This window comes from Pseudomonas sp. NPDC090752, assembly GCF_055584805.1.
The window spans coordinates 1-25,146 of sequence record NZ_JBVJLI010000011.1; the positions used below are offsets into that span (position 1 = coordinate 1).

The 25,146-nt window shown below is 63.3% G+C and carries 25 protein-coding genes; 10 read left to right on the forward strand and 15 right to left on the reverse strand.

The window, feature by feature from the left end:
- Positions 1-299: 299 nt before the first annotated feature.
- Together ACZ6YA_RS15785 and ACZ6YA_RS15790 are read left to right on the forward strand one after the other, a co-directional pair.
- The gene (locus ACZ6YA_RS15785) at positions 300-1,529 is read left to right on the forward strand and encodes a hypothetical protein (protein ID WP_465898051.1); all 1,230 of its coding nucleotides are present in this window, start codon (positions 300-302) and stop codon (positions 1,527-1,529) included.
- Between the two features lie 75 nt (positions 1,530-1,604).
- On the forward strand, positions 1,605-2,063 hold the full coding sequence (locus tag ACZ6YA_RS15790) for a DUF4265 domain-containing protein (protein WP_465898052.1): 459 nt from the start codon (positions 1,605-1,607) through the stop codon (positions 2,061-2,063).
- Positions 2,064-2,067: 4 nt separating this feature from the next.
- Here ACZ6YA_RS15790 and ACZ6YA_RS15795 read toward each other — a convergent pair whose 3' ends face one another.
- The 3 genes from ACZ6YA_RS15795 to cysK form a co-directional block, all read right to left on the reverse strand.
- Positions 2,068-2,949, reverse strand: a complete 882-nt coding sequence (locus tag ACZ6YA_RS15795) for a DMT family transporter (RefSeq protein ID WP_465898053.1) — start codon at positions 2,947-2,949, stop codon at positions 2,068-2,070.
- A gap of 372 nt (positions 2,950-3,321) precedes the next feature.
- Positions 3,322-4,257 carry an aspartyl/asparaginyl beta-hydroxylase domain-containing protein gene (locus ACZ6YA_RS15800; RefSeq protein ID WP_387528766.1) on the reverse strand — a complete coding sequence of 312 codons (936 nt, stop codon included), beginning with the start codon at positions 4,255-4,257 and terminating at the stop codon, positions 3,322-3,324.
- Between the two features lie 172 nt (positions 4,258-4,429).
- Positions 4,430-5,404, reverse strand: a complete 975-nt coding sequence (cysK, locus tag ACZ6YA_RS15805; RefSeq protein ID WP_465898054.1) for a cysteine synthase A — start codon at positions 5,402-5,404, stop codon at positions 4,430-4,432.
- A gap of 132 nt (positions 5,405-5,536) precedes the next feature.
- Here cysK and ACZ6YA_RS15810 point away from each other — a divergent pair, with 132 nt between their 5' ends.
- The 3 genes from ACZ6YA_RS15810 to ACZ6YA_RS15820 all read left to right on the forward strand — a co-directional run bounded on the left by ACZ6YA_RS15810 (position 5,537) and on the right by ACZ6YA_RS15820 (position 8,877).
- Positions 5,537-6,610, forward strand: a complete 1,074-nt coding sequence (locus ACZ6YA_RS15810; RefSeq protein WP_465898055.1) for an AsmA family protein — start codon at positions 5,537-5,539, stop codon at positions 6,608-6,610.
- Between the two features lie 230 nt (positions 6,611-6,840).
- Positions 6,841-7,686: an AAA family ATPase gene (locus tag ACZ6YA_RS15815; RefSeq protein ID WP_012315697.1), complete on the forward strand. Its 846-nt coding sequence runs from the start codon at positions 6,841-6,843 to the stop codon at positions 7,684-7,686.
- Positions 7,687-7,698: 12 nt separating this feature from the next.
- Positions 7,699-8,877 (forward strand): vWA domain-containing protein, encoded by a 1,179-nt coding sequence (locus ACZ6YA_RS15820; protein WP_465898056.1) that lies wholly within the window; start codon positions 7,699-7,701, stop codon positions 8,875-8,877.
- A gap of 101 nt (positions 8,878-8,978) precedes the next feature.
- Here ACZ6YA_RS15820 and ACZ6YA_RS15825 read toward each other — a convergent pair whose 3' ends face one another.
- From ACZ6YA_RS15825 to ACZ6YA_RS15840, 4 genes are read right to left on the reverse strand one after another with little or no spacing between them, the layout of a single operon-like run.
- The gene (locus ACZ6YA_RS15825; protein WP_465898057.1) at positions 8,979-9,896 is read right to left on the reverse strand and encodes a 5-oxoprolinase subunit C family protein; all 918 of its coding nucleotides are present in this window, start codon (positions 9,894-9,896) and stop codon (positions 8,979-8,981) included.
- Positions 9,893-10,579: a 5-oxoprolinase subunit PxpB gene (pxpB, locus tag ACZ6YA_RS15830; protein WP_465898058.1), complete on the reverse strand. Its 687-nt coding sequence runs from the start codon at positions 10,577-10,579 to the stop codon at positions 9,893-9,895. The genes ACZ6YA_RS15825 and pxpB overlap by 4 nt, the downstream gene beginning before the upstream one ends.
- The gene (locus ACZ6YA_RS15835) at positions 10,576-11,355 is read right to left on the reverse strand and encodes a 5-oxoprolinase subunit PxpA (RefSeq protein ID WP_465898059.1); all 780 of its coding nucleotides are present in this window, start codon (positions 11,353-11,355) and stop codon (positions 10,576-10,578) included. Before ACZ6YA_RS15835 ends, pxpB begins: the two co-directional genes overlap by 4 nt.
- Before the next feature lie 9 nt (positions 11,356-11,364).
- A complete protein-coding gene (locus ACZ6YA_RS15840; protein ID WP_465898060.1) occupies positions 11,365-12,651 on the reverse strand; it encodes an MFS transporter in 1,287 nt (428 codons plus the stop codon).
- A gap of 129 nt (positions 12,652-12,780) precedes the next feature.
- Here ACZ6YA_RS15840 and ACZ6YA_RS15845 point away from each other — a divergent pair, with 129 nt between their 5' ends.
- Positions 12,781-13,692, forward strand: coding sequence for a LysR family transcriptional regulator (locus tag ACZ6YA_RS15845; protein ID WP_465898061.1), 912 nt, complete (start codon positions 12,781-12,783; stop codon positions 13,690-13,692).
- Positions 13,693-13,806: 114 nt separating this feature from the next.
- Here ACZ6YA_RS15845 and ACZ6YA_RS15850 read toward each other — a convergent pair whose 3' ends face one another.
- Genes ACZ6YA_RS15850 through ACZ6YA_RS15860 form a run of 3 tightly spaced genes read right to left on the reverse strand, consistent with a single transcriptional unit; the run spans position 13,807 to position 15,620 of the window.
- On the reverse strand, positions 13,807-14,328 hold the full coding sequence (locus ACZ6YA_RS15850) for a DUF2937 family protein (RefSeq protein WP_465898062.1): 522 nt from the start codon (positions 14,326-14,328) through the stop codon (positions 13,807-13,809).
- 9 nt (positions 14,329-14,337) lie between these two features.
- Positions 14,338-15,111 carry a class II glutamine amidotransferase gene (locus ACZ6YA_RS15855; protein ID WP_465898063.1) on the reverse strand — a complete coding sequence of 258 codons (774 nt, stop codon included), beginning with the start codon at positions 15,109-15,111 and terminating at the stop codon, positions 14,338-14,340.
- A 14-nt stretch (positions 15,112-15,125) separates the two neighbouring features.
- Positions 15,126-15,620, reverse strand: coding sequence for an MFS transporter (locus tag ACZ6YA_RS15860; protein WP_465898064.1), 495 nt, complete (start codon positions 15,618-15,620; stop codon positions 15,126-15,128).
- 82 nt (positions 15,621-15,702) lie between these two features.
- Here ACZ6YA_RS15860 and ACZ6YA_RS15865 point away from each other — a divergent pair, with 82 nt between their 5' ends.
- Together ACZ6YA_RS15865 and ACZ6YA_RS15870 are read left to right on the forward strand one after the other, a co-directional pair.
- On the forward strand, positions 15,703-17,745 hold the full coding sequence (locus tag ACZ6YA_RS15865) for a S9 family peptidase (protein ID WP_465898065.1): 2,043 nt from the start codon (positions 15,703-15,705) through the stop codon (positions 17,743-17,745).
- A 109-nt stretch (positions 17,746-17,854) separates the two neighbouring features.
- Positions 17,855-18,322, forward strand: coding sequence for a Crp/Fnr family transcriptional regulator (locus ACZ6YA_RS15870; protein ID WP_465898066.1), 468 nt, complete (start codon positions 17,855-17,857; stop codon positions 18,320-18,322).
- Here ACZ6YA_RS15870 and ACZ6YA_RS15875 read toward each other — a convergent pair.
- Complete coding sequence (locus ACZ6YA_RS15875) at positions 18,319-18,597, reverse strand: hypothetical protein (protein WP_465898067.1); 279 nt, start codon at positions 18,595-18,597, stop codon at positions 18,319-18,321. The genes ACZ6YA_RS15870 and ACZ6YA_RS15875 overlap by 4 nt on opposite strands.
- A gap of 131 nt (positions 18,598-18,728) precedes the next feature.
- On the opposite strand from ACZ6YA_RS15875, the gene ACZ6YA_RS15880 reads away from it, so the two are divergent.
- Positions 18,729-19,100, forward strand: a complete 372-nt coding sequence (locus tag ACZ6YA_RS15880; RefSeq protein ID WP_176517065.1) for a YajD family HNH nuclease — start codon at positions 18,729-18,731, stop codon at positions 19,098-19,100.
- Between the two features lie 71 nt (positions 19,101-19,171).
- Positions 19,172-19,642, forward strand: coding sequence for an RNA methyltransferase (locus ACZ6YA_RS15885; RefSeq protein ID WP_060510325.1), 471 nt, complete (start codon positions 19,172-19,174; stop codon positions 19,640-19,642).
- 190 nt (positions 19,643-19,832) lie between these two features.
- Here the strand turns inward: ACZ6YA_RS15885 and ACZ6YA_RS15890 are convergent, their stop codons facing one another.
- From ACZ6YA_RS15890 to ACZ6YA_RS15905, 4 genes are all read right to left on the reverse strand, one after another.
- On the reverse strand, positions 19,833-21,323 hold the full coding sequence (locus tag ACZ6YA_RS15890; protein WP_465898068.1) for an aldehyde dehydrogenase: 1,491 nt from the start codon (positions 21,321-21,323) through the stop codon (positions 19,833-19,835).
- Between the two features lie 11 nt (positions 21,324-21,334).
- The gene (locus ACZ6YA_RS15895; protein ID WP_465898069.1) at positions 21,335-22,228 is read right to left on the reverse strand and encodes a dihydrodipicolinate synthase family protein; all 894 of its coding nucleotides are present in this window, start codon (positions 22,226-22,228) and stop codon (positions 21,335-21,337) included.
- Positions 22,229-22,302: 74 nt separating this feature from the next.
- A complete protein-coding gene (locus ACZ6YA_RS15900; RefSeq protein ID WP_465898070.1) occupies positions 22,303-23,631 on the reverse strand; it encodes an MFS transporter in 1,329 nt (442 codons plus the stop codon).
- Positions 23,632-23,813: 182 nt separating this feature from the next.
- Positions 23,814-25,133 (reverse strand): NAD(P)/FAD-dependent oxidoreductase, encoded by a 1,320-nt coding sequence (locus tag ACZ6YA_RS15905; protein ID WP_465898071.1) that lies wholly within the window; start codon positions 25,131-25,133, stop codon positions 23,814-23,816.
- Positions 25,134-25,146: the final 13 nt, after the last annotated feature.

Genomic DNA, 25,146 nt, shown 5'->3' on the forward strand with positions numbered 1-25,146 from the left:
GGGCATGATCAAATACCTCCTGATCATGCGTATTAGCCTGTAAACAATGTCCCCGGTTTGAAATGTAAACGATGTCTTCGGTTTGTACCCGGGGCAAGCCCGCTCCCACAGAGTTCAAGGCTTGTACAGTACCTGTGGGAGCGGGCTTGCCCCGCGAAGAGGCCGGCACTGACACCCTAAAACAATAAAAACCACCCCCAGTTTTCCGCATTCAGCCAGCCGAGACTTCCGAAACATCCCTTGATGGGATGACGGCCCGCTGCTGCCCGCGAAAACTCCCCAACCTTGCAGGGCACAACATGAACAGATACCTGATCACCCTCGGTCTGCTCGTCTGCAGTTGCACCAGCGTCGCCTCCGAACCCGGCCCCGCCGCCCCGGACCAGCCACCCACCTCGAAAAAGCCCTTCCCGCACATCGCCTGGCGCAGCGACGACGGCCAGAGCAGCCTGGATGTCGGCGGTGCCCTGCGCGTCAACTACCGCGACGAACACTGGGACACCACCGAAAACAACGGCCGCATGCTCTTCGATACCTTCCGCCTGGACGTCCAGGCCAGCCACCGCCAGCTGTTCAGCGATGTCGGCTACTGGTTCCAGGACGACGGCAAACGCTCCATCGACCGCGGCTACATCGGCTACCGCTTCAGCCCGCAGGCCAACCTGCAACTCGGCGCGCCGTTCAAGCCGTTCGGGCTGGAACCCTACCCGCAATTCGGCTGGAGCTACCACATACCCTTCTTCATGGGTTACGGCGTCAGCGCCGGTACGGGGCTGAAGTACAGCTACAAGGACGCCCACTGGGACCTGCAACTGGGCTACTTCCCCCGCATGTTGCCGTCGAGCCTGCGCTATTCGCCGGAAGTCGGGCGCTATGCCGATCTCGACGACAACGCAGTGCCCTTCACCCAGTCGCGCCAGGACAACGAAAAGCGCAACCAGGTCAACGCCCGCGTCGCCCGCACCTTCACTGGCGATGGCTGGAAGACCGAGCTCGGCGCTTCGCTGGCCGCCGCCGAACTGTATAACGCCACCACCCGTGACGATGGCGACTACTGGGCTGGCGGTGTGCACGCGCTGTTCAACAAAGGCCCGTGGACAGTGACGGGCCAGGCAATCCGTTATGAATACGACCCGAAGAACCCGACCGGCGTCAGCGGCAACGCGGTGCTGATGGGCGGCAACGGCTTGACCCCGGCGTACCTTATCGCCGCAAAGGCGACCATCGGCGCGGTCAACGTTGGCTATGACGTGTTCACACCGAGGCTTGGGCAGTTGAAGAAGATCAAGCTCTACACCGACTACAGCCGGATGATGAAGGATGAGCATGGCTGGGACGACTCACAGATGTTCACCGTCGGCGCGCAGTTCCTGGCGATGCCGATCATGGCCTGGGTCGACCTGACCTGGGCGCGCAATGCCAACCCCTTTGGTGGGGCAGAGAACGGTACCGGCTGGACCAGTACCAGCTCGGTGGGGAGCAATGACTGGTATTACCGGACCAATATCAACATTGGCTATTACTTCTGAACCTTTGTGGGGCCGGTACAGACATCACAGCCAAATCGCATTACCATGACCGGCCCCCACGACCTAAAACGCCCCATGTCCTCCGACTACAAGATCGTGCTCTGGCGCCTGGAGCAAGACGCCCAAGGCTACCCACCGGCGTCGGTCGAAGGCCTCTGGGCAAAGCCCACCGCAGCCGGCTACCAGGTCGAGAGCACCCCCTTCTATGCCTACGGCATCGCACCCGGCGACATCATCAGCATCCGTGAAGACGGCGAGCAATCCTGGTTCGACAGCCTGCGACAAAGCGGCGGGGCTTCGGTGTTCCGGGTTCTGGTGAAAGCCGCAGGCGACCTGGAGCAGGTGCGCGCTGCACTCGAGGATTTCGGCTGTCCCTGCGTAGTCGAAAAGGCAGTCAGAATGCTGGCCGTCGAAGTCCCGCCTTCGCGTTCACTTGACACCCTGCTCTACTACCTGCTGACCCAGCGCGAAGCCGGCAACCTGGACTTCGAGGAAGGCGTGCTGCGCCACGCCATCCCCGAAGAATTTCGCTAAGCGCCTACGCCTGGGCCAAGCGTGCCGCCGGTTTGCGGAACACGAACAGCAACCCGACCACGATCAACCCCATGCCCAACAGGCTGAGCGGTGCCAGGCGGTTACCGAAGATCAGGAAATCCATCACCGCGGTCACCGCCGGCACCAGGTAGAACAGGCTGGTGACGTTGACCAGGTTACCTTTGGCGATCAGTCGATAAAGCAGCAACGTCGCCAGCAAGGACACCACCAGCCCCATCCACAGCAGCGCCCCGACAAAGCTGGCGTTCCATTCGACGTGCATCGGTTGCAACGGCGCGAACACCGCGCACAGGGCAAACCCCGCCAGGTACTGCAGGGGCAGCGTGCCCATGGGGTTGTCGGTGATGCGCTTCTGCAGGATCGAGCCGAAGGTCATGCTGGCCAGCGCCAGCAAGGCAAACAGCATCCCAGCCAGCGACACGCCGCCGAGGTTGATGCCCTGGTAGACCACCATCACCAGCCCGCCAAGCCCAAGGCCCAGGCCGAACAGCCGACTCCAGGAGCGCTGGCGCTCCATCAGCACCACGGTAAGGATCGGTTGCACCCCCATCACCGTGGCCATTACGCCAGGGGTGACATGGGTATTGAGCGCCAGCAGGTAGAAGATCTGGTAGGCGCCGAGCAGCACGCAGCCGGTGCCCAGAGCCCGCAAAATCGCACCCCGCGTGCGTGGCCAGCGCAGCCCCAGCAATGGGCCAATCAGCAACAGCCCGGTCAGTGCCAGCGCTGAGCGCAGCAGCAGAAAGGCGAAGGGGCTGGCATGGGCCAAGCCAAGTTTGGAAACGATAGCGCCGCTGCTCCAGAGCAGGACGAACAGGCTGGTGGTGGCCGCCGAGGCCACGGAGGTTTTGGATAAGACAGACATGCATGCACCTGTATTCGGGCAGATAAGCCGAACGGTGGGCGTGTACTTCAGTAGAGGAAGTAGCCGACCGTATTCAGTAGGTTGCGTGTGCGACCACGCAAGGAGGCGGAGCGACGCCGCCTACGACACCACTGACAGGTGGGGGGTAATGACTGATCATGGCCGGCTGCTGGCTGCCACGCACGACCGTGCCCGCGACTGGCGCGAAGGCAAAGCATGTGGTGGAAGGGATGGCTGGCATGATCGGGGCTTTTGATGAAGTGAATGGTTTGGACTATAGCGGTGGTTTCTTCGCGGGGCAAGCCCGCTCCCACAGGAGGTATGGTGATCCCTGTGGGAGCGGGCTTGCCCCGCGAAGAGGCCGAACCTGCTTTAGAACAACCAGTGATACAGCAGATAAGCCACCACCACCGCCAGCACCGGCCGCAGGATGCGGTAGGCCTTGGGATTGGCGCGCTTGAACTGCTTCACACGGGTGCTGATCTTGTTGCTGAAGCGCTTGCTCCAGGCATACGCCTGGTTGATCCCACCCACGCGCTCGTCGTCGGTGTTCTGCGGCGCGGTGGCGCGGCCGAGGAAGGCGCTGACCTTTCGATTGATGCGAGTCATCAGCGGGCTGCTCAGCGGGCGCTCGATGTCGCAGAACAGGATCACTCGGGTGACGTCGGTTTCGTTCTTCACCCAGTGCACGTAGGTCTCGTCGAACATCACGTCTTCGCCATCACGCCAGGCGTAGACCTGGCCGTCGACGTAGATGCGGCAATCGTCGGAGTTAGGCGTCGACAGGCCCAGGTGGTAGCGCAGGGAGCCGGCGAACGGGTCGCGGTGCGGGTTCAGGTGGCTGCCACCGGGCAGCAGGGCGAACATCGCCCCCTTGACGTTGGGGATGCTGCTGACCAGTTCGACGGTCTTCGGGCACAGCGTCTCGGCCGACGGCAGCGGTTTGTCGTACCACTTCAGGTAAAAGCGCTTCCAGCCCTTCTTGAAGAACGATCCGAAGCCTGCGTCGTTGTCCTTCTCGGCGGCGCGGATGTAGCCCTCGTCGAACAGGCGCATGGCCTCTTCGCGGATCACCTGCCAGTTGTCCTTGAGCACATCCAGCTCCGGGAAGCGCTGGCGGTCCAGGTAGGGCTTGGACGGCACGCCGGAGAACAGGTACATCAGGCTGTTGTACGGTGCGAACAGGGCCGAATGGTTGACGAACTGGCGCAGCACCGGCAGGCGTGCCTTGCCGCGCAGGTGCACATAGAGCACGCTGCCGAAAAACACCAGCAGGACACCCGCCTTGGCGACGAAGGAAAAGGTCATGCAACACTCCTTTGAAGGGAAGCAGGCCAGCGCTGCCTGCCCCCAGAAAAATCATCCGGCCATCATAAACCCATCCCGCCCCGGTACAAACCACCGGGGCGGGATCTCACTCATGAAGATTTTGCAATAAACCAGGCCGGCGAATGTTGCGCCGGATCAGCGCCAAGGCTGATTACTGCTGGTTTTCCTGCTCGCTGAACAGGTCGCTGAAGAGCATGCTCGACAGGTAGCGCTCGCCGGAGTCGGGCAGGATTACGACGATGGTCTTACCCTGCATTTCCGGTTTTTCCGCCAGGCGCACCGCTGCAGCCATCGCCGCGCCACAGGAAATGCCGCAAAGAATGCCCTCTTCCTGCATCAGGCGAATGGCCATGGCCTTGGATTCTTCGTCGGTCACGGTCTCGACCTGGTCGACGATCGACAAATCGAGGTTCTTCGGCACGAAGCCGGCGCCGATGCCCTGGATCTTGTGCGGGCTGGGCTTGAGTTCTTCGCCGGCCAGGGTCTGGCTGATCAGCGGCGAAGACACCGGCTCCACCGCCACCGACAGGATCGACTTGCCCTGGGTGTGCTTGATGTAGCGCGACACACCGGTGATGGTGCCGCCGGTGCCGACGCCAGCGACCAGCACGTCGACCGCGCCGTCGGTATCGTTCCAGATTTCCGGGCCGGTGGTCTTCTCATGGATGGCCGGGTTGGCCGGGTTTTCGAACTGGCCCGGCAGGAAGTACTGCGCAGGATCGGAGGCGACGATCTCGTTGGCCTTCTCGATTGCACCTTTCATGCCCTTGGCCGGGTCGGTCAGCACCAGCTCGGCACCGAGGGCCTTGAGCACCTTGCGTCGCTCCAGGCTCATCGACGCTGGCATGGTCAGCATCAATTTGTAGCCACGGGCGGCGGCGACGAATGCCAGGCCGATGCCGGTGTTACCCGAGGTCGGCTCTACAATGGTCATGCCAGGCTTGAGCTTGCCGCTGCTTTCGGCCTCCCAGACCATGTTCGCGCCGATCCGGCACTTGACCGAATAGCCCGGGTTGCGCCCCTCGATCTTGGCCAGGATGGTCACCCCGCGCGGGGCGATGCGGTTGATCTGCACCAGCGGCGTGTTGCCGATGGAATGGGCGTTGTCTGCGTAGATACGGCTCATGGCAGGGTCCTTGGCATGAAATAGCAGGGAAAGACTTAAAGGGTAAGCCTGCCCCGTTGGCCCGTAAAGCCCGTTCGAACTCGCCCAGGCGGCCTGCGGTCAACCGCACAACCCGCTTAGGAGAACACCGCGATGAAAGCCCGCTACCGCTGGCCGCTGGTCGGCCTGGCCAGCCTGGTCGTGCTGCTGGTGGCCCTGCACCTGGCGCTGCCTTACCTGGTGCGCGACTACCTCAATGACAAGCTGGCGGACATGGGTGAATACCGTGGCCAGGTCACTGATGTGGACCTGGCCTGGTGGCGCGGCGCCTACCAGATCAACGGCCTGAAGATCGTCAAGACAACCGGCAAGGTGCCGGTGCCGTTGCTCGACGCTCCGCTGATCGACCTGTCGGTGAGCTGGCATTCACTGTGGTACGACCAGGCCGTGGTGGCCGAAGTGACCTTCGTTCGGCCCGAGCTGAACTTCGTCGACGGCGGTAGCAAGCAGGCCTCACAGACCGGTCGCGGCACCGATTGGCGCCAGCAGCTGGAAAAGTTGCTGCCGATCACCCTCAACGAAGTCCGGATAGACAACGGCACGCTGACCTTCCGCAACTTCAACTCCAAGCCCCCCGTGGACCTCAAGGCGACCCGCCTGGACGCCAACATCCGCAACCTGACCAACGTGCGCGACGAAAAAGGCCGGCGCGACGCCAGTTTCGAGGCCAACGCCCTGCTGCTGGGCGACGCCAAGGTCGAGAGCCGCGCCACCTTCGACCCGTTCAGCGACTTCGACGACTTCCAGTTCCGCCTGCGCGCCACCGGTATCGAACTGCGCCGGCTCAACGACTTCGCCAGTGCCTATGGCAAGTTCGACTTCAACGCCGGCCACGGCGATGTAGTGATCGAGGCGCAGGCGGAAAAGGGCCGGCTCAATGGCTATATCAAGCCACTGCTGCGCGATGTCGACGTGTTCAACTGGCAGCAGGACGTCGAAAACAAGAACAAGGGATTCTTCCGTTCGGTGTGGGAGGCGTTGGTCGGGGCCAGTGAGACGGTGTTGAAGAACCAGCCGAAAAACCAGTTCGCCACCCGCGTGGAGCTCAGCGGCAGCGTGCACCAGCAGGACATCAGCGCCTTCGAGGCGTTTCTACAGATTTTGCGCAATGGGTTTGTTCAGGCGTTCAATGCACGGTATGAACAGCCTAAGCCGGATTCGGACTGAATGTGCGTGACGGGCCATTCAGGGACTGAATACCCGGTCTGCGTTTGCAGCTGCCTGGGGCCGGGGTATAGTCGCTGACAACCGACAATCATGTATTGCCTGGGCCGGCCTCTTCGCGGACAAGCCCGCTCCCACAGGTACCCCACAGTTCTTGAGGGCTGTGCATTAACTGTGGGAGCAGGCTTGCCCGCGAAGGGGCCGACACTGACACCCCACAGAGGACAATCCCGATGAAGTTCGAAGGCACCCGCGACTACGTCGCCACAGACGACCTGAAACTGGCGGTCAACGCGGCCATCACCCTCGAACGCCCGCTGCTGGTCAAGGGCGAGCCCGGCACCGGCAAGACCATGCTCGCCGAACAGCTCGCGGCCTCGTTCGGCGCGCGGCTGATCACCTGGCACATCAAGTCCACCACCAAGGCCCACCAGGGCCTGTACGAGTACGACGCGGTCAGCCGCCTGCGCGATTCGCAGCTGGGCACCGAAAAAGTCCACGACGTGCGCAACTACCTGAAAAAGGGCAAGCTCTGGGAAGCCTTCGAGGCCGAAGAGCGCGTCATCCTGCTGATCGACGAGATCGACAAGGCCGACATCGAGTTCCCCAACGACCTGTTGCAGGAACTCGACAAGATGGAGTTCTACGTCTACGAAATCGACGAGACCATCAAGGCCAAGCAGCGCCCGATCATCATCATTACCTCGAACAACGAAAAAGAGCTGCCCGACGCCTTCCTGCGCCGCTGCTTCTTCCACTACATCGCCTTCCCCGACCGCGACACCCTGCAGCAGATCGTCGACGTGCACTACCCGAACATCAAGCAATCGCTGGTCAGCGAGGCGCTGGACGTGTTCTTCGACGTGCGCAAGGTGCCCGGCCTGAAGAAAAAGCCCTCCACCTCCGAGCTGGTTGACTGGCTCAAGCTGCTGATGGCCGACAACATCGGCGAAGCGGTGCTGCGCGAGCGCGACCCGACCAAGGCCATCCCGCCCCTGGCCGGCGCCCTGGTGAAGAACGAACAGGACGTGCAGTTGCTTGAGCGCCTGGCCTTCATGAGCCGGCGCGGCAACCGCTGACAGGAGCCGGCCATGCTGCTCAACCTGTTCAACGAAATGCGCGCGGCCAAGGTGCCGGTGTCGGTACGCGAGCTGCTCGACCTGCTCAATGCCCTGCAGCAGCGCGTGGTGTTCGCCGACATGGACGAATTCTACTACCTGGCCCGGGCGATCCTGGTGAAGGACGAGCGCCATTTCGACAAGTTCGACCGGGCGTTTTCTGCTTACTTCAAGGGCCTGGAAAACCTCGATCGGCACCTGGAAGCGCTGATCCCCGAAGACTGGCTGCGCAAGGAATTCGAGCGTTCGCTCAGCGATGAAGAGCGGGCGCAGATCCAGTCGCTGGGCGGCCTGGACAAGCTCATCGAGGCATTCAAGAAACGCCTCGAAGAGCAGAAAGAACGCCACGCCGGCGGCAACAAGTGGATCGGCACCGGCGGCACCAGCCCGTTCGGCTCGGGCGGCTTCAACCCCGAGGGCATCCGCGTCGGCGAGGCCGGCAAACGCCAGGGCAAGGCGGTCAAAGTCTGGGACCAGCGCGAGTACAAGAACCTCGACGACCAGGTCGAGCTGGGCACGCGCAACATCAAGCTGGCCCTGCGCCGGTTGCGCAAGTTCGCCCGCGAAGGTGCCGCCGAAGAGCTGGACATCGACGGCACCATCGACCATACCGCGCGTGACGCAGGGCTCTTGAACATCCAGATGCGCCCCGAGCGGCGCAACACGGTGAAGCTGCTGTTGCTGTTCGACATCGGCGGTTCGATGGATGCCCACGTCAAAGTCTGCGAAGAGCTGTTCTCGGCCTGCAAGACCGAGTTCAAGCACCTGGAGTATTACTACTTCCACAACTGCGTCTACGAGTCGGTGTGGAAGAACAACCTGCGACGGACGTCGGAACGCTTCTCCACCTTTGACCTGCTGCACAAGTACGGCGACGACTACAAAGTGGTGTTCGTCGGTGACGCGGCCATGGCGCCCTACGAGATCACCCAGCCGGGTGGTAGCGTCGAGCACTGGAACGAAGAAGCCGGGTATGTGTGGATTCAGCGCTTCATGGAGAAATTCAAGAAGATCATCTGGATCAACCCTTATCCGAAGCAGGCCTGGGAGTACACGGCGTCGACCCACCTGGTGCGGGATTTGATCGAGGACAAGATGTATCCGCTGACCTTGCAGGGGTTGGAGGATGGGATGCGCTATCTGTCCAAGTGATGTCGCCTGAGCCGGCCTCTTCGCGGGGCAAGCCCGCTCCACAGGGGCGGTCGTTGGTGACCCTGTGGGAGCGGGCTTGCCCCGCGAAGAGGCCAGTAGCCTCACCGCCAACGGTGCAGATACACCTGCTGCTCCCGCCAAGCCTCGTCCTGCTCCACCGCCCTGAACCGCACCGCCGCCCCCGGCATGCACTGGGCCAATTGCGCCAGCGCCAATGGCGTCAATGCCCCCAGCCGCGGATACCCACCAATGGTCTGGCGGTCATTGAGCAACACGATCGGCTGACCATCCGGCGGCACCTGCACCGCCCCCAGCGCAATCCCTTCGGAAATCATCGGCGCGCCCTGATAGACCAACTGCGGCCCGAGCAAACGGGTACCCATGCGGTCGGCACGACTGTCCAACGTCCAGTCACTGTTGAACGCCTCGAACAGGCTGATGCCGCTGAAATCACCGATCTGAGCGCCCATCACCAGGTCGAGCGTTGGCTTTTGCAGGTAAACCGGTCGCATTGCCTCGGGCACTTCGCGCAAAACCTGCTGCTCGCCGGCAAAACCCACCAACTGCCCTTTGCCCAAGGCCACACCCCGGCCATCGATGCCACCGAGCGCTTCACGCACGACAGTGGCACAGCTGCCCAGCACTGCCTCCCCCTGAAACCCGCCCGGCGCCGCAAGATAGGCTCGCACGCCCTGCTTCGGCAGCTTCAAGGTCAGCCGCTGGCCCTTGGCCAAGGCAAAGCTGCGCCAAGGCGCCAAGGGCTGGTCATCGACCCGCGCATCCAGGTCGGCGCCAGCCAGGGCCAGTACGCAATCCTGCTCGGCCACAGCCGTGAAGCCACCCAGCGCCACCTCGACTACCGGCGCACCCAGCGGGTTGCCCAGCAGCCAGTTGGCCCAATGCATCGCCACCCAATCCAGCGCCCCGCCCTGGGTCACACCCAGGTGGCGCACGCCAAAACGTCCGGCGTCCTGCAGCTGGCACAAGGCGGTACTCGCCTCGATCTGCAATTGCTTCATACCTGCGCCTCCACATCGCCGCCCAGGGCCACGAATTCGGCCCGAGAAACCGCCACGAAGCGCACCCGGTCGCCCGGTTGCAACAAGCTGTAACCCTCACGTTCGCGGTCGAACAGGCGTACCGGGGTACGCCCGATCAGGTTCCAGCCGCCCGGCGAAACCGCCGGGTAGGCCGCTGTCTGGCGCTCGGCAATGCCGACGCTACCGGCCGCCACGCGCTTGCGTGGTGTGCTCAGGCGCGGCGATGCCAGCCGCTCGTCCACCAACCCCATGAAACCGAAGCCAGGGGCGAAACCCAGCGCGAACACCGGGTATTCACGCTCGCTGTGCAGGCGGATGACTTCTTGCTCACTCAAGCCGCTGCGCGCCGCCAGCACGGGCAGTTCAGGGCCGACACTGGCGTCGTACCACACGGCAACCTCATGCAGGCGACCGCCGCTGCCGGTGTCGGGCTGCAGCCCTTCCAATGCCTGGACGATCAGCGCCCGCGCCTGCCCTGGCGGCATGTCGAACTGCACCATCAGCGTGGTGTAGGACGGCACCAGGTCTACCAGATGCTCGCCGAACGCGGCGCTCAGGCGCTGGCTGGCGGCGAGCATCCACGGCATGTTGGCCTCGTCGATGGCGTCGAACAGGCGCACCATCAGGCTGTCGATGGCGACCACCTCGATGCGGGTCCTCATGCGGACTCCAGTGCATCGAGGGCCTGCCGAATCTGCCGTACCGCCGCCACTGAGCTGTCGTTGTCGCCGTGCACGCACAAGGTGCTGGCGTGCAGGTGCAGCGCGCTGCCGTCGTCCGCCACCAGGGTTTCACCCTTGGCCAGGCGCAGTGCCTGTTCGATCACCAGGGCGGGCTCATGGTGCACCGCGCCGGGTTGGCGCCTCGACACCAGGTGGCCGCTGGCGGTGTAGGCGCGGTCGGCAAACGCCTCGAACCACAGCGGTACGCCGACTTCATCGCCCAGCGCCTGGGCTGGGCTGTTGTCCGCAGTGGCCATCAGCATCAGTGGTAAATCGCTGCCATAGGCCGCCACGGCTTCAAGCACGGTACGCAACTTCAGCGGGTCGGCCATCATGTCGTTGTACAGCGCACCATGGGGTTTGACGTAGGCCACACGGCCGCCGAGCACCTTGCAGATGCCGTCCAGCGCGCCGATCTGGTAGTGCAGCAAATCGCGTATTTCCTCGTTGCTGCAGGCCATGGAACGGCGGCCGAAGCCGACCAGATCCGGGTAGGCCGGATGGGCGCCAATGGTCACGCCGTGCTGCAGTGCCAGGGCCACGGTGCGGCGCATGGTGCCGGGGTCACCGGCATGGTAGCCGCAAGCGATGTTGGCGCAATCGATGTAAGGCATCACCTCGGCATCCAGGCCCATGCGCCAGCTGCCGAAACTTTCGCCCATGTCGCAATTGAGTAGCAGGCGGTTCACCTGGCGTGCTCCTGTGTCGATGTTCATGTGCCTACCCTAGCGCGCCTGGAGGTGTTTGCCACGGGTTTCCGGCAGGCTCAGGGCCGCCAGAATCACCACGCCATACGAGACGGCGGCAAAGCCGCCAATGCTCAGGCCCAGCGGAATCTTCTGGCCCAGTACGCCGATCAACAATGGGAACATCGCCGCGAAGATCTTGCCGATGTTGTAGCAAAAGCCTTGCCCCGAACCGCGGATGCGGGTGGGGAACAGTTCGGTGAGAAAAGCGCCCATGCCGCTGAAAATACCCGAGGCGAAGAAGCCCAGCGGGAAGCCCAGCCACAGCATGACGCCGTCGCTGACCGGCATTTGCGTGTACAGCAGCACAATGATGAACGAGCCGACGGCGAACAGGATAAAGTTCTTCTTGCGGCCCAGAAGGTCGGAAAGATAAGCGCTTACCACGTAGCCAAAGTAGGAACCGACGATCACCATCGCCAGGTAGCCGCCCGTGCCCAACACGCTCAAGCCGCGCTCGTTCTTGAGGAAGGTCGGGAGCCACGAGGTGATGGCGTAGTAGCCGCCCAGCGCACCGGTGGTCAGCAACGAAGCACGCACCGTGGTCCACAGCAGGCCGGGGGCGAAAATCTCATAGAACTGCGCAGGCGCCTCGGCGTTTTCCACGGCCTTGGCTTCTCGATAGACCTCGGGATCCTTGACCAGGCGGCGGACGAAGATCACGAAGATCGCCGGCACCAGCCCCAGCAGGAACAACGCCCGCCAGGCCTGCTCCGGCGGCAGCCAGGAGAACAACAGCGCGTACAGGATCGCTGTCAGACCCCAGCCGATAGCCCAGCCCGACTGCACCATCCCCACCGCCTTGCCACGGTCCTGGGCGCGGATCACTTCGCCAATCAGCACCGCACCAGCGGTCCATTCGCCGCCAAAGCCGAAGCCCATCAGGGTGCGGGCGATCAACAGCTGCTCGTAGTTTTGCGCGAAGCCGCAAAGGAAGGTGAAGAAGGCGAACCACAGCACCGTCAGCTGCAGCGTGCGCACGCGACCGATGCGGTCGGACAGGATGCCGGCGACCCAGCCACCGATGGCCGAGGCGATCAGCGTGCTGGTGTGGATCAGCCCGGCCTCGGTGGTGCTGATGCCCCACAGCATGATCAACGTGGGGATGACGAAACTGAGCATCTGTGTGTCCATGCCATCCAGGCCATAGCCAATCTTGCAGCTCCAGAACGTACGTCGTTGCTGGGAGTCGATGTCGCGGTACCAGGCGAATGGCCCGGTCGAAGGTGGTGATTGCACCTGTTGCTGCACGCCGCTTGGGTTCATGCTTGCCTCGGCTTGTTGGTATTGTTTTATGGGCGACGTCTGGCGTCGCGGCCTGAGCGTCATGTTCAGAGCCCACGCCAGCTGCGTCCAACGAGAAAAACCGCCGGTCTGGAACAAGAAAAACTGATCATGAACCTTCGCTTCCTCGAAACCTTCGTGTGGGTCGCCCGGCTCAAGAGCTTCCGCCTCACCGCCGAGAAATTGTTCACCACCCAGGCCTCGGTCTCCAGCCGCATCGCCGCGCTGGAGGCCGACCTTGGGGTCAAGCTGCTGCTGCGCGATTCGCGCGGCGTCAGCCTGACCCCGGAGGGCAGCAAGGTGCTGGAGTATGCCGAGCGCATGCTCGATACCGCCAAGGCCATGAAGCAGTCACTGGACAGCGACCGGGCCAAGGTCGGGCGCATCCGCCTGGGCGTGATGGACACAGTGATCCATACCTGGATGAGCGCACTGGTGGCCGAGCTGAGCGAGCGTTACCCGCAGGTGGAAATCGAGCTGGTGGCCGATACGGCGCTGAATTTGCGCGAACAGCTGCAAAAAGGCTTTCTGGACGTGATCCTGCAGACCGACCTGCTGCGCGAGCAATCGATCCGTAGCCACGACCTGGCGCGCTACCCCATGGGCTGGGTGGTGGCTGCAGGCGGCGCCCAGCACCGTGACTACGCTTCGCTGGCCGAGCTTGCGCGTGAGCGGATCGTCACCTTCTCGAAGAACTCCCGGCCGCATCAGGAAGTGCTCAGCCTGCTGCAAAGCGCGGGAGTCGAAAATCCAAGACTGAACTGCGTGAACTCGGTGGCGGCGATTACCCGCCTGCTGCGTGATGGCTTTGGCATTGGCGCGCTGCCACCGGCATTGGTGGATGCCGAATTGAGCCGTGGTGAGCTAGTGCTACTGGAGGGCCTGCAACCGCCGCCGAGCCTGGAGTTGGTGGTGGCCTGGCAGACTGGCGTGGCGCTGGTGGACGAGGTGGTTGGCGTTTGCCGGCAGGTGCTGGAGCGGTATGCGCGGGATGTGGGTGGGCAGCGGATTGTGTTGGTCTAAGGAATCTACAGAGCCTGTGCCGGCCCATTCGCGGGCAAGCCCGCTCCCACAGGTTTGGCACTGATCTCAAGAACTGCGCTGTACCTGTGGGAGGGGCTTGCCCGCGAAAGGGCCTCAGCGCCAGCTCTCTTTCACCGCCTTGCGCCGCCCACCCAGAATCACCCAGCCAATCCCCAGCAACAGGCTCTCGACCACGAACGCCAGCACAAACCCCGCGCCAACGCCCCAGCCGATCGCCTCCGGCACCAGCAAAATCTGGTAGCTGTAGCCCTTGAGCGTCTCTTCCCGCAGTTGCGGATCCGGCTGCACCAGCACATGCCAGGTCGTAGTCACCCACGACCCCTGCAGCGCCTGCCACTCGTTTTCCAGCAACTGGTTGCGGATCATCAGGCTCTCGATGCTGTTGGCATCGCTGTTGAACACCGGATCGTCACTGCTGCGATAGTGCCGCAGCAGGGCCTGCAGGTCACCCTTGAAGAAGCGCTCGGCGGTCTGCTTGAAGCCATCGAGCGCCTGGCGCGATTCGAACAGGTGTGCCTCGACCCGCTGGCTGTAGTCCTTGACCAGCCCAGGCACCTGGATACCGGCCAGCAGGCCGAAGGTGAACAGCAGCAACCGCAGGTAACTTCTGAACATGCAGCGTCCTTAGCTCTGGCCTTGCACAACGCACTCGCCGTGCCGCCACAACGCCCATTGGCCGGGCTCGTAGCGCCGCCAGGTCTCGTTCTCGGTCAAGGCCTCGGTGGCAATCACCGTGACCACGTCATTGGGGGTGGTTTCGGTGTGAAAATCGACGATCAGGTCGACATCCTTCAACCGCGCGGCGCCAAACGGCGCGCGACGGGTAATGTGTACCAGCTTGGTCGAGCAGAAGCAGAACAGCCAGTCGCCATCGCTGAGCAGGCAATTGAAAACGCCTTTGCCGCGATATTCGTCACAGGCTTCGACCAGCACCGGCAGCAGCTCTTCCACTTCCACCGGTTCCGGGAAAGCGGCACGGATGCGGTTGAGCAGGTCGCAGAATGCGGCTTCGCTGTCGGTGTCGCCGATAGGCCGGTAGAACGTCGCTTGGCCCTTGAACTCGCCGAGCTGGCCGTTGTGCGCGAAGCACCAGTTGCGGCCCCACATTTCGCGGACGAACGGATGTGTGTTGGACAGGCACACCCGGCCGACGTTGGCCTGGCGGATGTGGCCGATCACCACTTCACTCTTGATCGGGTAACGCTGCACCAGGTTGGCCACTTCCGATTCGCTGCTCGCCGCCGGGTCCTGGAACAGGCGCAGGCCGCGGCCCTCGTAGAAGCCGATGCCCCAGCCGTCACGGTGCGGGCCGGTTCGTCCGCCGCGCTGCATCAGGCCGGTGAAGCTGAAGACGATGTCGGTGGGGACGTTGGCGCTCATGCCCAGCAGTTCGCACATGGTGGCCTCCCGGCTTACAGACGTGGCTCGACCCGGCCGCCGACGGGCGCGGCAGGCGGCGGGTCGTTGCGGTAACGATCGCGGCGTTCGCCGGCCAGCGGGGAATCGACGGCAACGGCCTCATCCTCGGCAGCCTGGCGCTTGGCGGCGGCCTCGGCCTGTTCACGGCGCTCGCGGGCACGCTTTTCCAGCGGCCAACGCAGCAGCACGAAGGCGAGGTACAGGCCAAAGGCGATCAGGCCATACATGGCGAAGTCGGACACGGCGCGCCAGGCGTTGTTGCCGACCTTGAAGGCGACGTCCAGGGCGGTGATGGCCACGGCCGGGGCCATGGCGTCCTTGCCCGGGTCGACCACGGTCGGGGTCAACAGCAGGACCGCGAGGATCACCCGCAGCGGCTCACGCAGCCAGCGCCACATCCAGCCGGTGAGTTTAAAACCCACCCAGATGCAACCCAGGGCAGCAACGGCGTAGAGGCCCCAGGCGAGGGTATAGTCGTTCTCGGTCATGGTGTTCGTGCAAGCCAGGCAAAGAGTTGCCTATGATAAACACTTTTCCGGGCGCAGGCGCCCCCTAGCCAAGAGATCCCCGATGCCCAACGCGCTCCAGCCTCCCATCGCCCGCCAGGACCAGGCCGCCGACCCCTACGCCTGGCTGCAACAGCGCGACACCCCTGAAGTGCTCGACTACCTGCAGGCGGAGAACGCCTATCAGGAAGCTTGCCTGGCCAATCAGGCGCCGCTGCGCGAGCAACTGTTCGAAGAGATCAAGGGCCGTATCCTCGAAACCGACCTGTCGCTGCCATCGCCCTGGGGCCCGTACCTGTATTACACCCGCACCACGGCGGGCGACGAATACCCGCGCCATTACCGCTGCCCCCGTCCGGCGGACGATTCCAACACCGTGGACGAAAGCCAGGAACAGCTGCTGCTCGACCCCAACGCCCTGGCCAACGGCGGCTTTCTGGCGCTAGGTGCATTCAATATCAGCCCCGACCATCGCCTGCTGGCCTACAGCCTCGACACCAGCGGCGACGAAATCTACACCCTGTACATCAAGGACCTGAGCAGCGGCATCGTCACCACCCTGCCTTTCGATGACTGCGACGGCAGCCTGACCTGGGCCAACGACAGCCGCACGCTGTTCTTCGCCGAGCTGGACGACACTCACCGGCCCTGGCGCCTGCGCCGCCATACCCTGGGCGAGGCCGACGCGTTCACGGTGTTCGAAGAGGCCGATGGCCGCTTCTTCCTGCACTGCTACCGCTCAAGCTCGGAAAAACAGCTGGTGCTGCTGCTCAACAGCAAGACCACCAGCGAAGCCTGGGTGCTGGACGCCGAGACGCCGCTGGCAGATTTCACCTGCCTGGCCCCGCGTGTCGAAGGCCACGAATACTTCCCCGACCACGGCCAGCTCGATGGCCAGTGGCGCTGGTTCATCCGCAGCAACCAGGACGGCATCAACTTCGCGCTGTACCAAACCCCGGCAGATCGAGTGCCAACACGCGAGCAGTGGCAAGTGCTGGTGCAGCACCGCGACGACATCATGCTCGAAGGCCTCAGCCTGAATGCCGGCGCCCTCAGCTTGAGCCTGCGCGAAGGCGGCCTGCCAATCATCGAGGTACGCCCGCAAGGCCTGCCGGCCTACCGTGTCGAACTGCCGGACGCCGCCTACAGCCTGTACGTGCAGGACAGCCTGGAATTCGCCAGCCGCCGCGTGCGCCTACGCTACGAGGCGCTCAACCGCCCCGCCCAGGTGCGTCAGCTGGACCTGGCCAGCGGCGCGCAGGTGGTGCTAAAGCAAACCCCGGTGCTGGGCGACTTCGATGCCGACGACTATGTCAGCGAGCGCCTGTGGGCCACCGCTGCGGACGGTACCCAGGTGCCGATCAGCCTGGTACGCCGCAAGCAGGACCTCGGCAAGACCGTCCCCCTCTACCTGTACGGCTACGGCGCCTATGGCGAAAGCCTCGACCCGTGGTTCTCGCACGCCCGCCTGAGCCTGCTGCAACGCGGCGTGGGCTTTGCCATTGCCCATGTGCGCGGCGGCGGTGAGCTGGGTGAGGCCTGGTATCGGGCTGGCAAGCAGGAACACAAACACAACACCTTCAGCGATTTCATCGCCTGCGCCGAGCACCTGATCGCCAAGGGCGTGACGGCTTCCGACCGCCTGGCCATCAGTGGTGGCAGCGCTGGCGGCCTGCTGATCGGCGCGGTGCTCAACCTGCGCCCTGAGCTGTTCCACTGCGCGGTCGCCGAGGTGCCGTTCGTCGATGTGCTCAACACCATGCTCGACCCCGATCTGCCGCTGACCGTCACCGAGTACGACGAATGGGGCAACCCGCAAGCGCCCGAGGTGTATGAGCGGATCAAGGCCTACGCGCCGTATGAAAACGTCAGCGCCCAGCCTTACCCGGCCATGCTGGTGGTGGCCGGTTACAACGACAGCCGCGTGCAGTATTGGGAAGCGGCCAAATGGGTGGCGCGCCTGCGTACGCGCAAGACCGACGGCAACCTGCTGCTGCTCAAGACCGAAATGGGGGCTGGGCATGGCGGGATGAGCGGGCGTTACCAGGGGCTGCGGGATGTGGCGTTGGAATATGCGTTCGTATTGGGTGAGCTGGGCGTGGTGTAAAACGCGTTTCCTGTTGTCTTAGTGGTCTCGCATCATTAGCAAAGACCACCTCTGCTCCCACAAGGGGGTGAGGTGCTCAACAGATACCGGACAACACGAAGAACAACACATGCCCGACCCAACCCACCTCAGCGCCGAAATCCGCGACATGCTCATGGACTGCGGCCTGTTCGACACGTTCCAGCCCAGCGACTGCCTCACCGCCGCTGGGTACTTCAGCCTCACGACCATGGATGAGGGCGAAACCATCTTCAACGAAGGCGACGCGGGCACGTTCATGTGCATCCTCCACCGAGGCGTCGTTTCCGTCCGTAAGCTCGACGGCGATGGCAATCAAGTCGAAATCGCCACCCTGCGCAGTGGCCGCGCCTTCGGCGAAATGGCCGTGCTCGACGGCGAACGTCGCTCGGCAACCTGCGTCGCCGCCAGCGACTGCCAGCTGCTGACCCTGGGCAAGGACTCGCTGGAAAAGATGCTCAACGAAGCGCCACGCATTGCCGCGCGGATCATTCGCGCACTGGCTGTGGCGCTGTCGAAACGCCTGCGCATGCAGGACGGCCAGCGCCTGTCGCTCTAATCGTCATCCCCTGCCGGCTTGGCCGGCTCCGTACGCAACCCCGGCAACGGCTGATCCTTGGGCGGCCCTGGCACCGGCATCGGCGGCAATAATGGCGCGCCGGGCTGGTTGTCGTAAGCCTTGGGGGGCGTGCTCGGGGTAATCTGCGGATACGGCGTGGGCGTCGCAGTGCCGGGCGCGCCGGGCACCGGCGTGGTGATACGTGGCGGCGTACCGGCGGCCTGCGCCAACGGCACGCTGGCCAGCAGTAGCGCGGTGAGGATCGCTTGCAACATCAGCCACCTCCTGTCTGAACATTCCTACAGGCTACGCCCTTATGAACCTTTTCGCCTGTCCGCCTGCCCTGCAAGCGCGCTAGACTCAATGGCATAACCGTCACCTGCCTGATCAGAACAAAGGAAACACCATGAGTTCGGCTTCCACTTCCGCCGCCACCGCCCGCCTCGACCGCATCCTCGCCGACGCCAAGCGCGACAAGGAAATGGGCTACCGCGACAAGGCCCTGAGAATGTACCCGCACGTCTGCGGCCGCTGCGCCCGTGAGTTCGCCGGCAAGCGCCTGAGCGAGCTGACCGTGCACCACCGTGACCACAACCACGACAACAACCCGCAGGATGGCTCCAACTGGGAGCTGCTGTGCCTGTACTGCCACGACAACGAACACTCGCGCTACACCGACCAGCAGTATTTCAGCGAAGGTTCCACCAGCACCCCGAGCATCGCCAAGGCCACGCACAACCCCTTTGCCGCCTTGGCTGGCATGCTGAAAAAAGACTGACTGTCGATACCACCCCCGCTGCCGCCGGCGAGCCCGTATAATCGCGCTTTTTTTGCGAAGGGCCCCGGCACGTGGCAAACAAACGGTACAGCTGCATCGGCCTGTTCAACCCCAAGTCTGCGGAGAACGTCGGTTCAGTCATGCGCGCAGCGGGTTGCTACGGCGTCAACTCAGTGTTCTACACCGGCAAGCGCTATGAACGCGCGCGCGATTTCGTCACCGACACCAAGCGTGTGCACTACGACATCCCGCTGATCGGCATCGACGACCTGCAGCGCATCATTCCCCTGGGCTGCACGCCGGTTGCCGTGGAGCTGGTCGATGGGGCGCGGCCGCTACCGGAATACACTCACCCGGATCGGGCCATCTACATCTTCGGGCCTGAGGATGGTTCGTTGAGTGAAGAGGTGCGGGGCTGGTGTGAAGAGACCATCTACATCCCGACCGAAGGTTGCATGAACCTTGCGGCGACGGTGAATGTGGTGCTGTATGACCGCCTGGCCAAAGGCTTGAATACCCGCTCGGGGCCGAAGTTCAAGTAACAAAAAAGCCGCCTTGTGGTCTCAGTACCGCCCTCTTCGCGGGGCGAGCCCGCTCCCACAGGATGCCCCACTGACCTCAGGCCAGTAGAGTACTTGTGGGAGCGGGCTTGCCCCGCGAAGAGGCCGGCCCTGTCACCACAGGGCGGCCGGGTGCTGAGCTCCGTCAGAACAGCACCGTCCTGCAATCAGCTCACGACGCGTTGATCCAGATGGTCTTCAGCTCCGTGTACTGATCATGGGCCCAGATGGACTTGTCACGCCCACCAAACCCGGACTCTTTGTAGCCACCGAACGGCGTGCTCACATCACCTTCGCCGAAGCAGTTGACCGTGACCACGCCTGCGCGAATTTCACGCGACAGGCGCAGCGCGTTGCGCAGGCTGCCGGTGTAGGCGGAAGCCGCCAAGCCGTAGACGGTGTCGTTGGCCAGTTCGATCGCCTCGTCGATGGTCTCGAAGCTGGTCACGCTCAGCACCGGGCCGAAGATTTCCTCGATGAACAGCTTGTTATCGCGGCCGACGTTGTCGACGATGGTCGGCTGAATGAACACGCCCTGTTCGGCCTCGCCACCTTGAACGACGTCCAGTTTGTGCTCGGCGGCGTATTCCAGGTACGACTTGACCTTCTCGAAGTGCGATTTGCTGACCATGGCGCCGAGGCGGTTTTCCGGGTCGAGCGGGTCGCCCAACTTCCAGTCCTTGAGGTGCTTGCCGATCAGGCTGAGCAGCTCGTCCTTGACGTCTTTATGGACGATCAGGCGCGAGGAAGCCGAGCAGTTTTCGCCCATGTTCCAGAACGCACCGGCCGTGACGAACTCGGCCACTTCGTTCAAGTCTTCGCAGTCGTTCATGACCACAGCTGGGTTCTTGCCACCCAGTTCCAGCACGATGCGCTTGAGGTTGGACTCGGCGGCGTACTTCAGGAACAGGCGGCCGGTGTCGGTGGAGCCGGTGAAGCTGACCATCGGGATGTCCATGTGGCGGCCGATGGCTTCGCCCACTTCACGGCCACCACCAGGCACCAGGTTGAACACGCCGGCCGGGATACCGGCTTCGTGGGCCAGTTCCGCCACGCGCAGCGCGCTGAGGGTGGTTTCCTTGGCCGGCTTGACCACGATCGAGCAACCGGCGGCCAGCGACGGGGCGATCTTCCAGGCCAGCATCAACAGCGGGAAGTTCCACGGCAGCACCAGGCCGACCACGCCGATGGCTTCGCGCACGACCATGGTCACGGCGGCGTTGCCGGTCGGGGCAGTGGCGTCGTAGATCTTGTCGATCAGCTCGGCGTGCCAGCGGATGGTGTGGATGGTTTCCGGCACGTCGACGTTCTGGCACTCGCTGACCGGCTTGCCGCTGTCCAGCGCTTCCAGTACCGCCAACTCGTGGGCGTTGTCTTCGAGCAGCTGGGCGAACTTCTGCAGCACGTGCTTGCGGTCGCTCGGCTGCATCTTCGACCAGGTACCTTCTTCGAACACGCGCTTGGCTGCGGCCACGGCGACGTTCACGTCGTTCACGTCACAGGCGGCGACCTCAGCCAGCTGCTTGCCGGTAGCCGGGTTGGTGGTGACGAAGGTGCGGCCCGAGATGGCATCGCGGAATTCACCGTCGATGAACGCCTTGGTGCGCAGTTGCAGGTCGGCGGCGATGGCCGCGTATTGTTCCTTGCTCAGCAAATCAGCCATTTGCGTGCTCCTTATTTGATCTGGGCGATGGTGGCCTTCAGGGTGCTGACCACGCGCTGCAGTTCTTCTTTCTCGGCGGCATCCAGCTCGGACAGCGGCTTACGCACGCTACCGGTGCTCAGGCCGTTGAGGGCCACGCCGTACTTGATCGACTGGACGAACTTGCCACCTTCGAGGAAGTCCATCAGCGGCATCATGGCGCTCATGATCTTGCGGCCTTTGGCGAAGTCCTTCTCGATCACGCAGGCCTCATACAGGGCCACGTGTTCGCGCGGGATGAAGTTGGAACCGGCGCAGACCCAGCTCTGTGCGCCCCAGGCGAAGAATTCCAGGGCCTGGTCGTCCCAGCCGCAGGACAGCTGGATGTTCGGGCGGTGGATGGCCAGGCGGTGCAGCTGGGCCATGTCGCCGGAGCTTTCCTTGATGGCGACGATGTTCTTCACATCAGCCACGGCATCGAAGAATTCCTCGCCCATGCTCACGCTCATGCGGCCTGGGTAGTTGTAGAGCATGATCGGCAGGCCAGCGGCGGCGTCGACGGCTTTGACGTGGTCGGCGATTTCCTGCTGGGTCGGCAGCGCGTACGGCGGGGTGCCCACCAGCAGCGCGTCGGCCTTGATTTCCTTGGCGTGCTGGGCGAACGCCACGGCGTCTTCGGTGCGGATGCCACCGGTGCCGACGATCAGTGGCAGGCGGCCGTTGAGCACGTCCTTGGCCTGGGCGGCCAGTTCGATGCGCTCCTGGGTAGTGTGCGCGTAATACTCACCGGTGGAACCACCGATGATCACGCCGTGGATTTTCGATTCGACCAGGTATTCGAGGACCTCGGCAAACGCTGCCTTGTCGATCGAGCCGTCCGCAGCCAGCGGAGTGATTGCCGGGGTGTAGATGCCTTCGAATTTCACGGTAGTTTCTCCAGTGCGTTGATCAGTGTTGTAAAAGGCCGCTGCGGATCGAAGCAGCGGCACGTTGTAGGGGTTCAGCCCAGCGAAGCGGCCTGTTGCAGGTTCAGCGAACGGGTTTCCGGGGCAAGGGCCACGGAGAACGCCAGGCCGACGAAGGTGACGGCGGCGGCGGCATACATGGTTGCGCCGATGCCATAGCTGTCGAGGGCAATGGGTACCAGCCAGGTACCAACCGCAGCACCGACCCGCGACATGGAGGTGCCGACGCCCACGGCGCAGGCACGGATTTCAGTGGGGAACAGCTCGTTCGGGTAAACCAGCTGCAGCACCTGGGCTCCGCCGATGAACAAAGCATAGGCACCGAACAGCACCAGGATGAGCATCTCGTTGCCACTGCTGAAGGCGCCCAGGCCCAGCAGCGCCAGCCCCGACCAGAAGAAGCTGTGCAGCAGCGTGGTGCGCCGACCGATGGTGTTCAGCAGGCGGGTGCCGATGACGCAGCCGACCACGAACAGGCAGGTGATCGCCACCGAACCGATCGAGGCCCAGTCACCCTTGAGGTTGAGTGCGCCCAGCACCTTCGGGGCGAAAGCGTAGACGGCGAACACCGGGATCACCGAGCAGGTCCAGAACATGGTGACGAACAGCATGCGTTTGCCGTAGCCGGAGTGCAGCAGGCTGAGGAACGACAGCTTGCGGGCCTTCGGCTCCTCGGGCAGGTTGCGCAGGGAGAAGTCGTTGCCGTACACGTCTTTGATCACTTGCTCGGCTTCGGCCGAGCGGCCCTTGCTGATCAGCCAGCGCGGCGACTCAGGGGTGCCCAGGCGAATAGCGAACAGCAAGGCACCGATCACTGCAGCACTGGCCAGTACCAGGCGCCAGGCATCGTCCCCGCCGTGGCGCAGGATGGCTTCACCGATCATGTAGGCGGTGGCCGCACCGGCGAACCACAGTACGGTCAGTGTGGCCAGGCGTGGGCCGCGGTTTTTCTTGGGCAGGAACTCCACCAGCAGCGAAGTCGCCACCGGGTACTCGATGCCCACCGCGATACCGATGGCAAAGCGCAGCAGGAACAGGGCCAGCGCCGACTCCACCCAGAACTGCGCGACCGAGGCGACGATGAACAAGGTCGGGCCGACGAAGAACACACGCTTGCGGCCGAAGCGGTCGGTCAGCCAACCGCCGAAGAAGCCACCAAAGAAAATGCCGATCAGCGCCGAAGCGGCGATCATGCCCTGCCAGAAACTGGTCAGGCCTAGGCCTGCGGACATCTGCACCATGGCCACGCCGATGATACTCAGCACATAGCCGTCGACGAACGAGCCGCCACCGGAACGCAAGGTCAGCAATTGGTGAAAGCGGTTGATCGGTACATCTTCAATCGAAATATTCGGACTTGTCATTGTTGTTCCTACCACTTCATTTACATGCACGTTTTCAAGGCGAGCGCGTCCGCGAAACTGAAAACTTCTTCAGCCCCGTGTGACCGGATGGCGCATCTCGATCATCAATTTCGGGCAAAGCGAGCCCGTACCGGCCAAACAGGACCGGCGTTAAAAATTCAATGGCCTAACTTAGTGAAGCGTCAGCTTTCCTTACCCGCGCGCATTTGCCCCCACATCAGGTTGGCGTTCAAGCCCAGGGATACCAAGGGCTGCGGTGGATTCGCACAAGGCCCGGGGGCATTGAGCAGAAACTCGATAAGTTCGTTCTTGTCACCGGCCAACCAGTCGGCCAGCAACTTGCCAGTGACCGTGCCACGGGTAACGCCCAAACCGTTGCAACACAATGCGCCGACTACATTCGGCGCCAACTTGCCGAAGAAGCCCATGTGGTTGCGCGAGAGTGCCAACGCACCGCCCCAGGTATATTCGAATTCAACACCCGGCAACATTGGGAAACGCCGGGCAAATGAGTCGCGGTGGCGCTGGACGAAGCGGTCGAGGTATTTGCGATTGCTGCGCCCGTCGGGGTTGTAGCTGAAGCTGTTGCGGATCAGCAGGCGGTTGTCGACGGTGCGGCGCATGGTGGTGCCGAACGGGTCTGCCGGGATCACGCCCCAGTACGGCTTGCCGCCCAGGCGGGCCTGTTCTTCCTCTGTCAGCGGGCGGGTGATGCTGCCATAGGTGAATACCGGCAGCATGCGGCCCTTGAGGAAACCGAAGCTCATGCCGAAGGCGTTGGTGGTGAGCACCAGCTTGTCGGCCGTGATCGAACCGTTGGCGTGGCGCAGCACCACCTTGTCGCCATAGTCGACATCGGTGATGGGGGTGTTTTCGTAGAGCGAGACGTTGCTCGGCAGGCTGTCGGCCAGGCCTTTCACCAACGCCGAGGGCTGCAACAGCGCCGTGCCGGGGGTGAACAGGCCCTTGCGGTAGAAGTCCGTGCCGATATGGTCCGGCAGATCGCGCCCTTCGATTACTTCATAGGGTTGGCCGAGCTTGTCCAGGCCGCGGCGGTAGGCATCCAGCACGGCGATGCCGCGATCTTCGATGGCCGCCTGGTACTTGCCGCAATGGCGGAACTGGCACTCGATGTCGTAGCGTTCGATCAGCTCTTTGAGGTACGACTGCCCGCCAAGGTTGAGCTTGAGCACGGTCTTGGCGATATCGATGTCGCCAATGTAGTCCTCGGCGCCGATGTCATGGGGCAGGTCGATGGCAAAACCGGCATTGCGCCCAGAGGTGCCGAAACCGACCTCCTGGGCCTCGATCAGCACGATCTCGTCGTCCGGGAAGTTCGTCGCCAACTGGCGCGCTGCGGCCAACCCGGTGAAGCCGGCGCCGACCACCACCCAGCGCGCCTGGCTGTGGCCGCTGTGGGCCGGCCGAGGTGTGCGCGGTTTGCTCAGGTGGTACCAGCCACAAGTGGCATCATCAGCAGGTAACGAACTTATTCTTGTCATGTCACTAACCTGG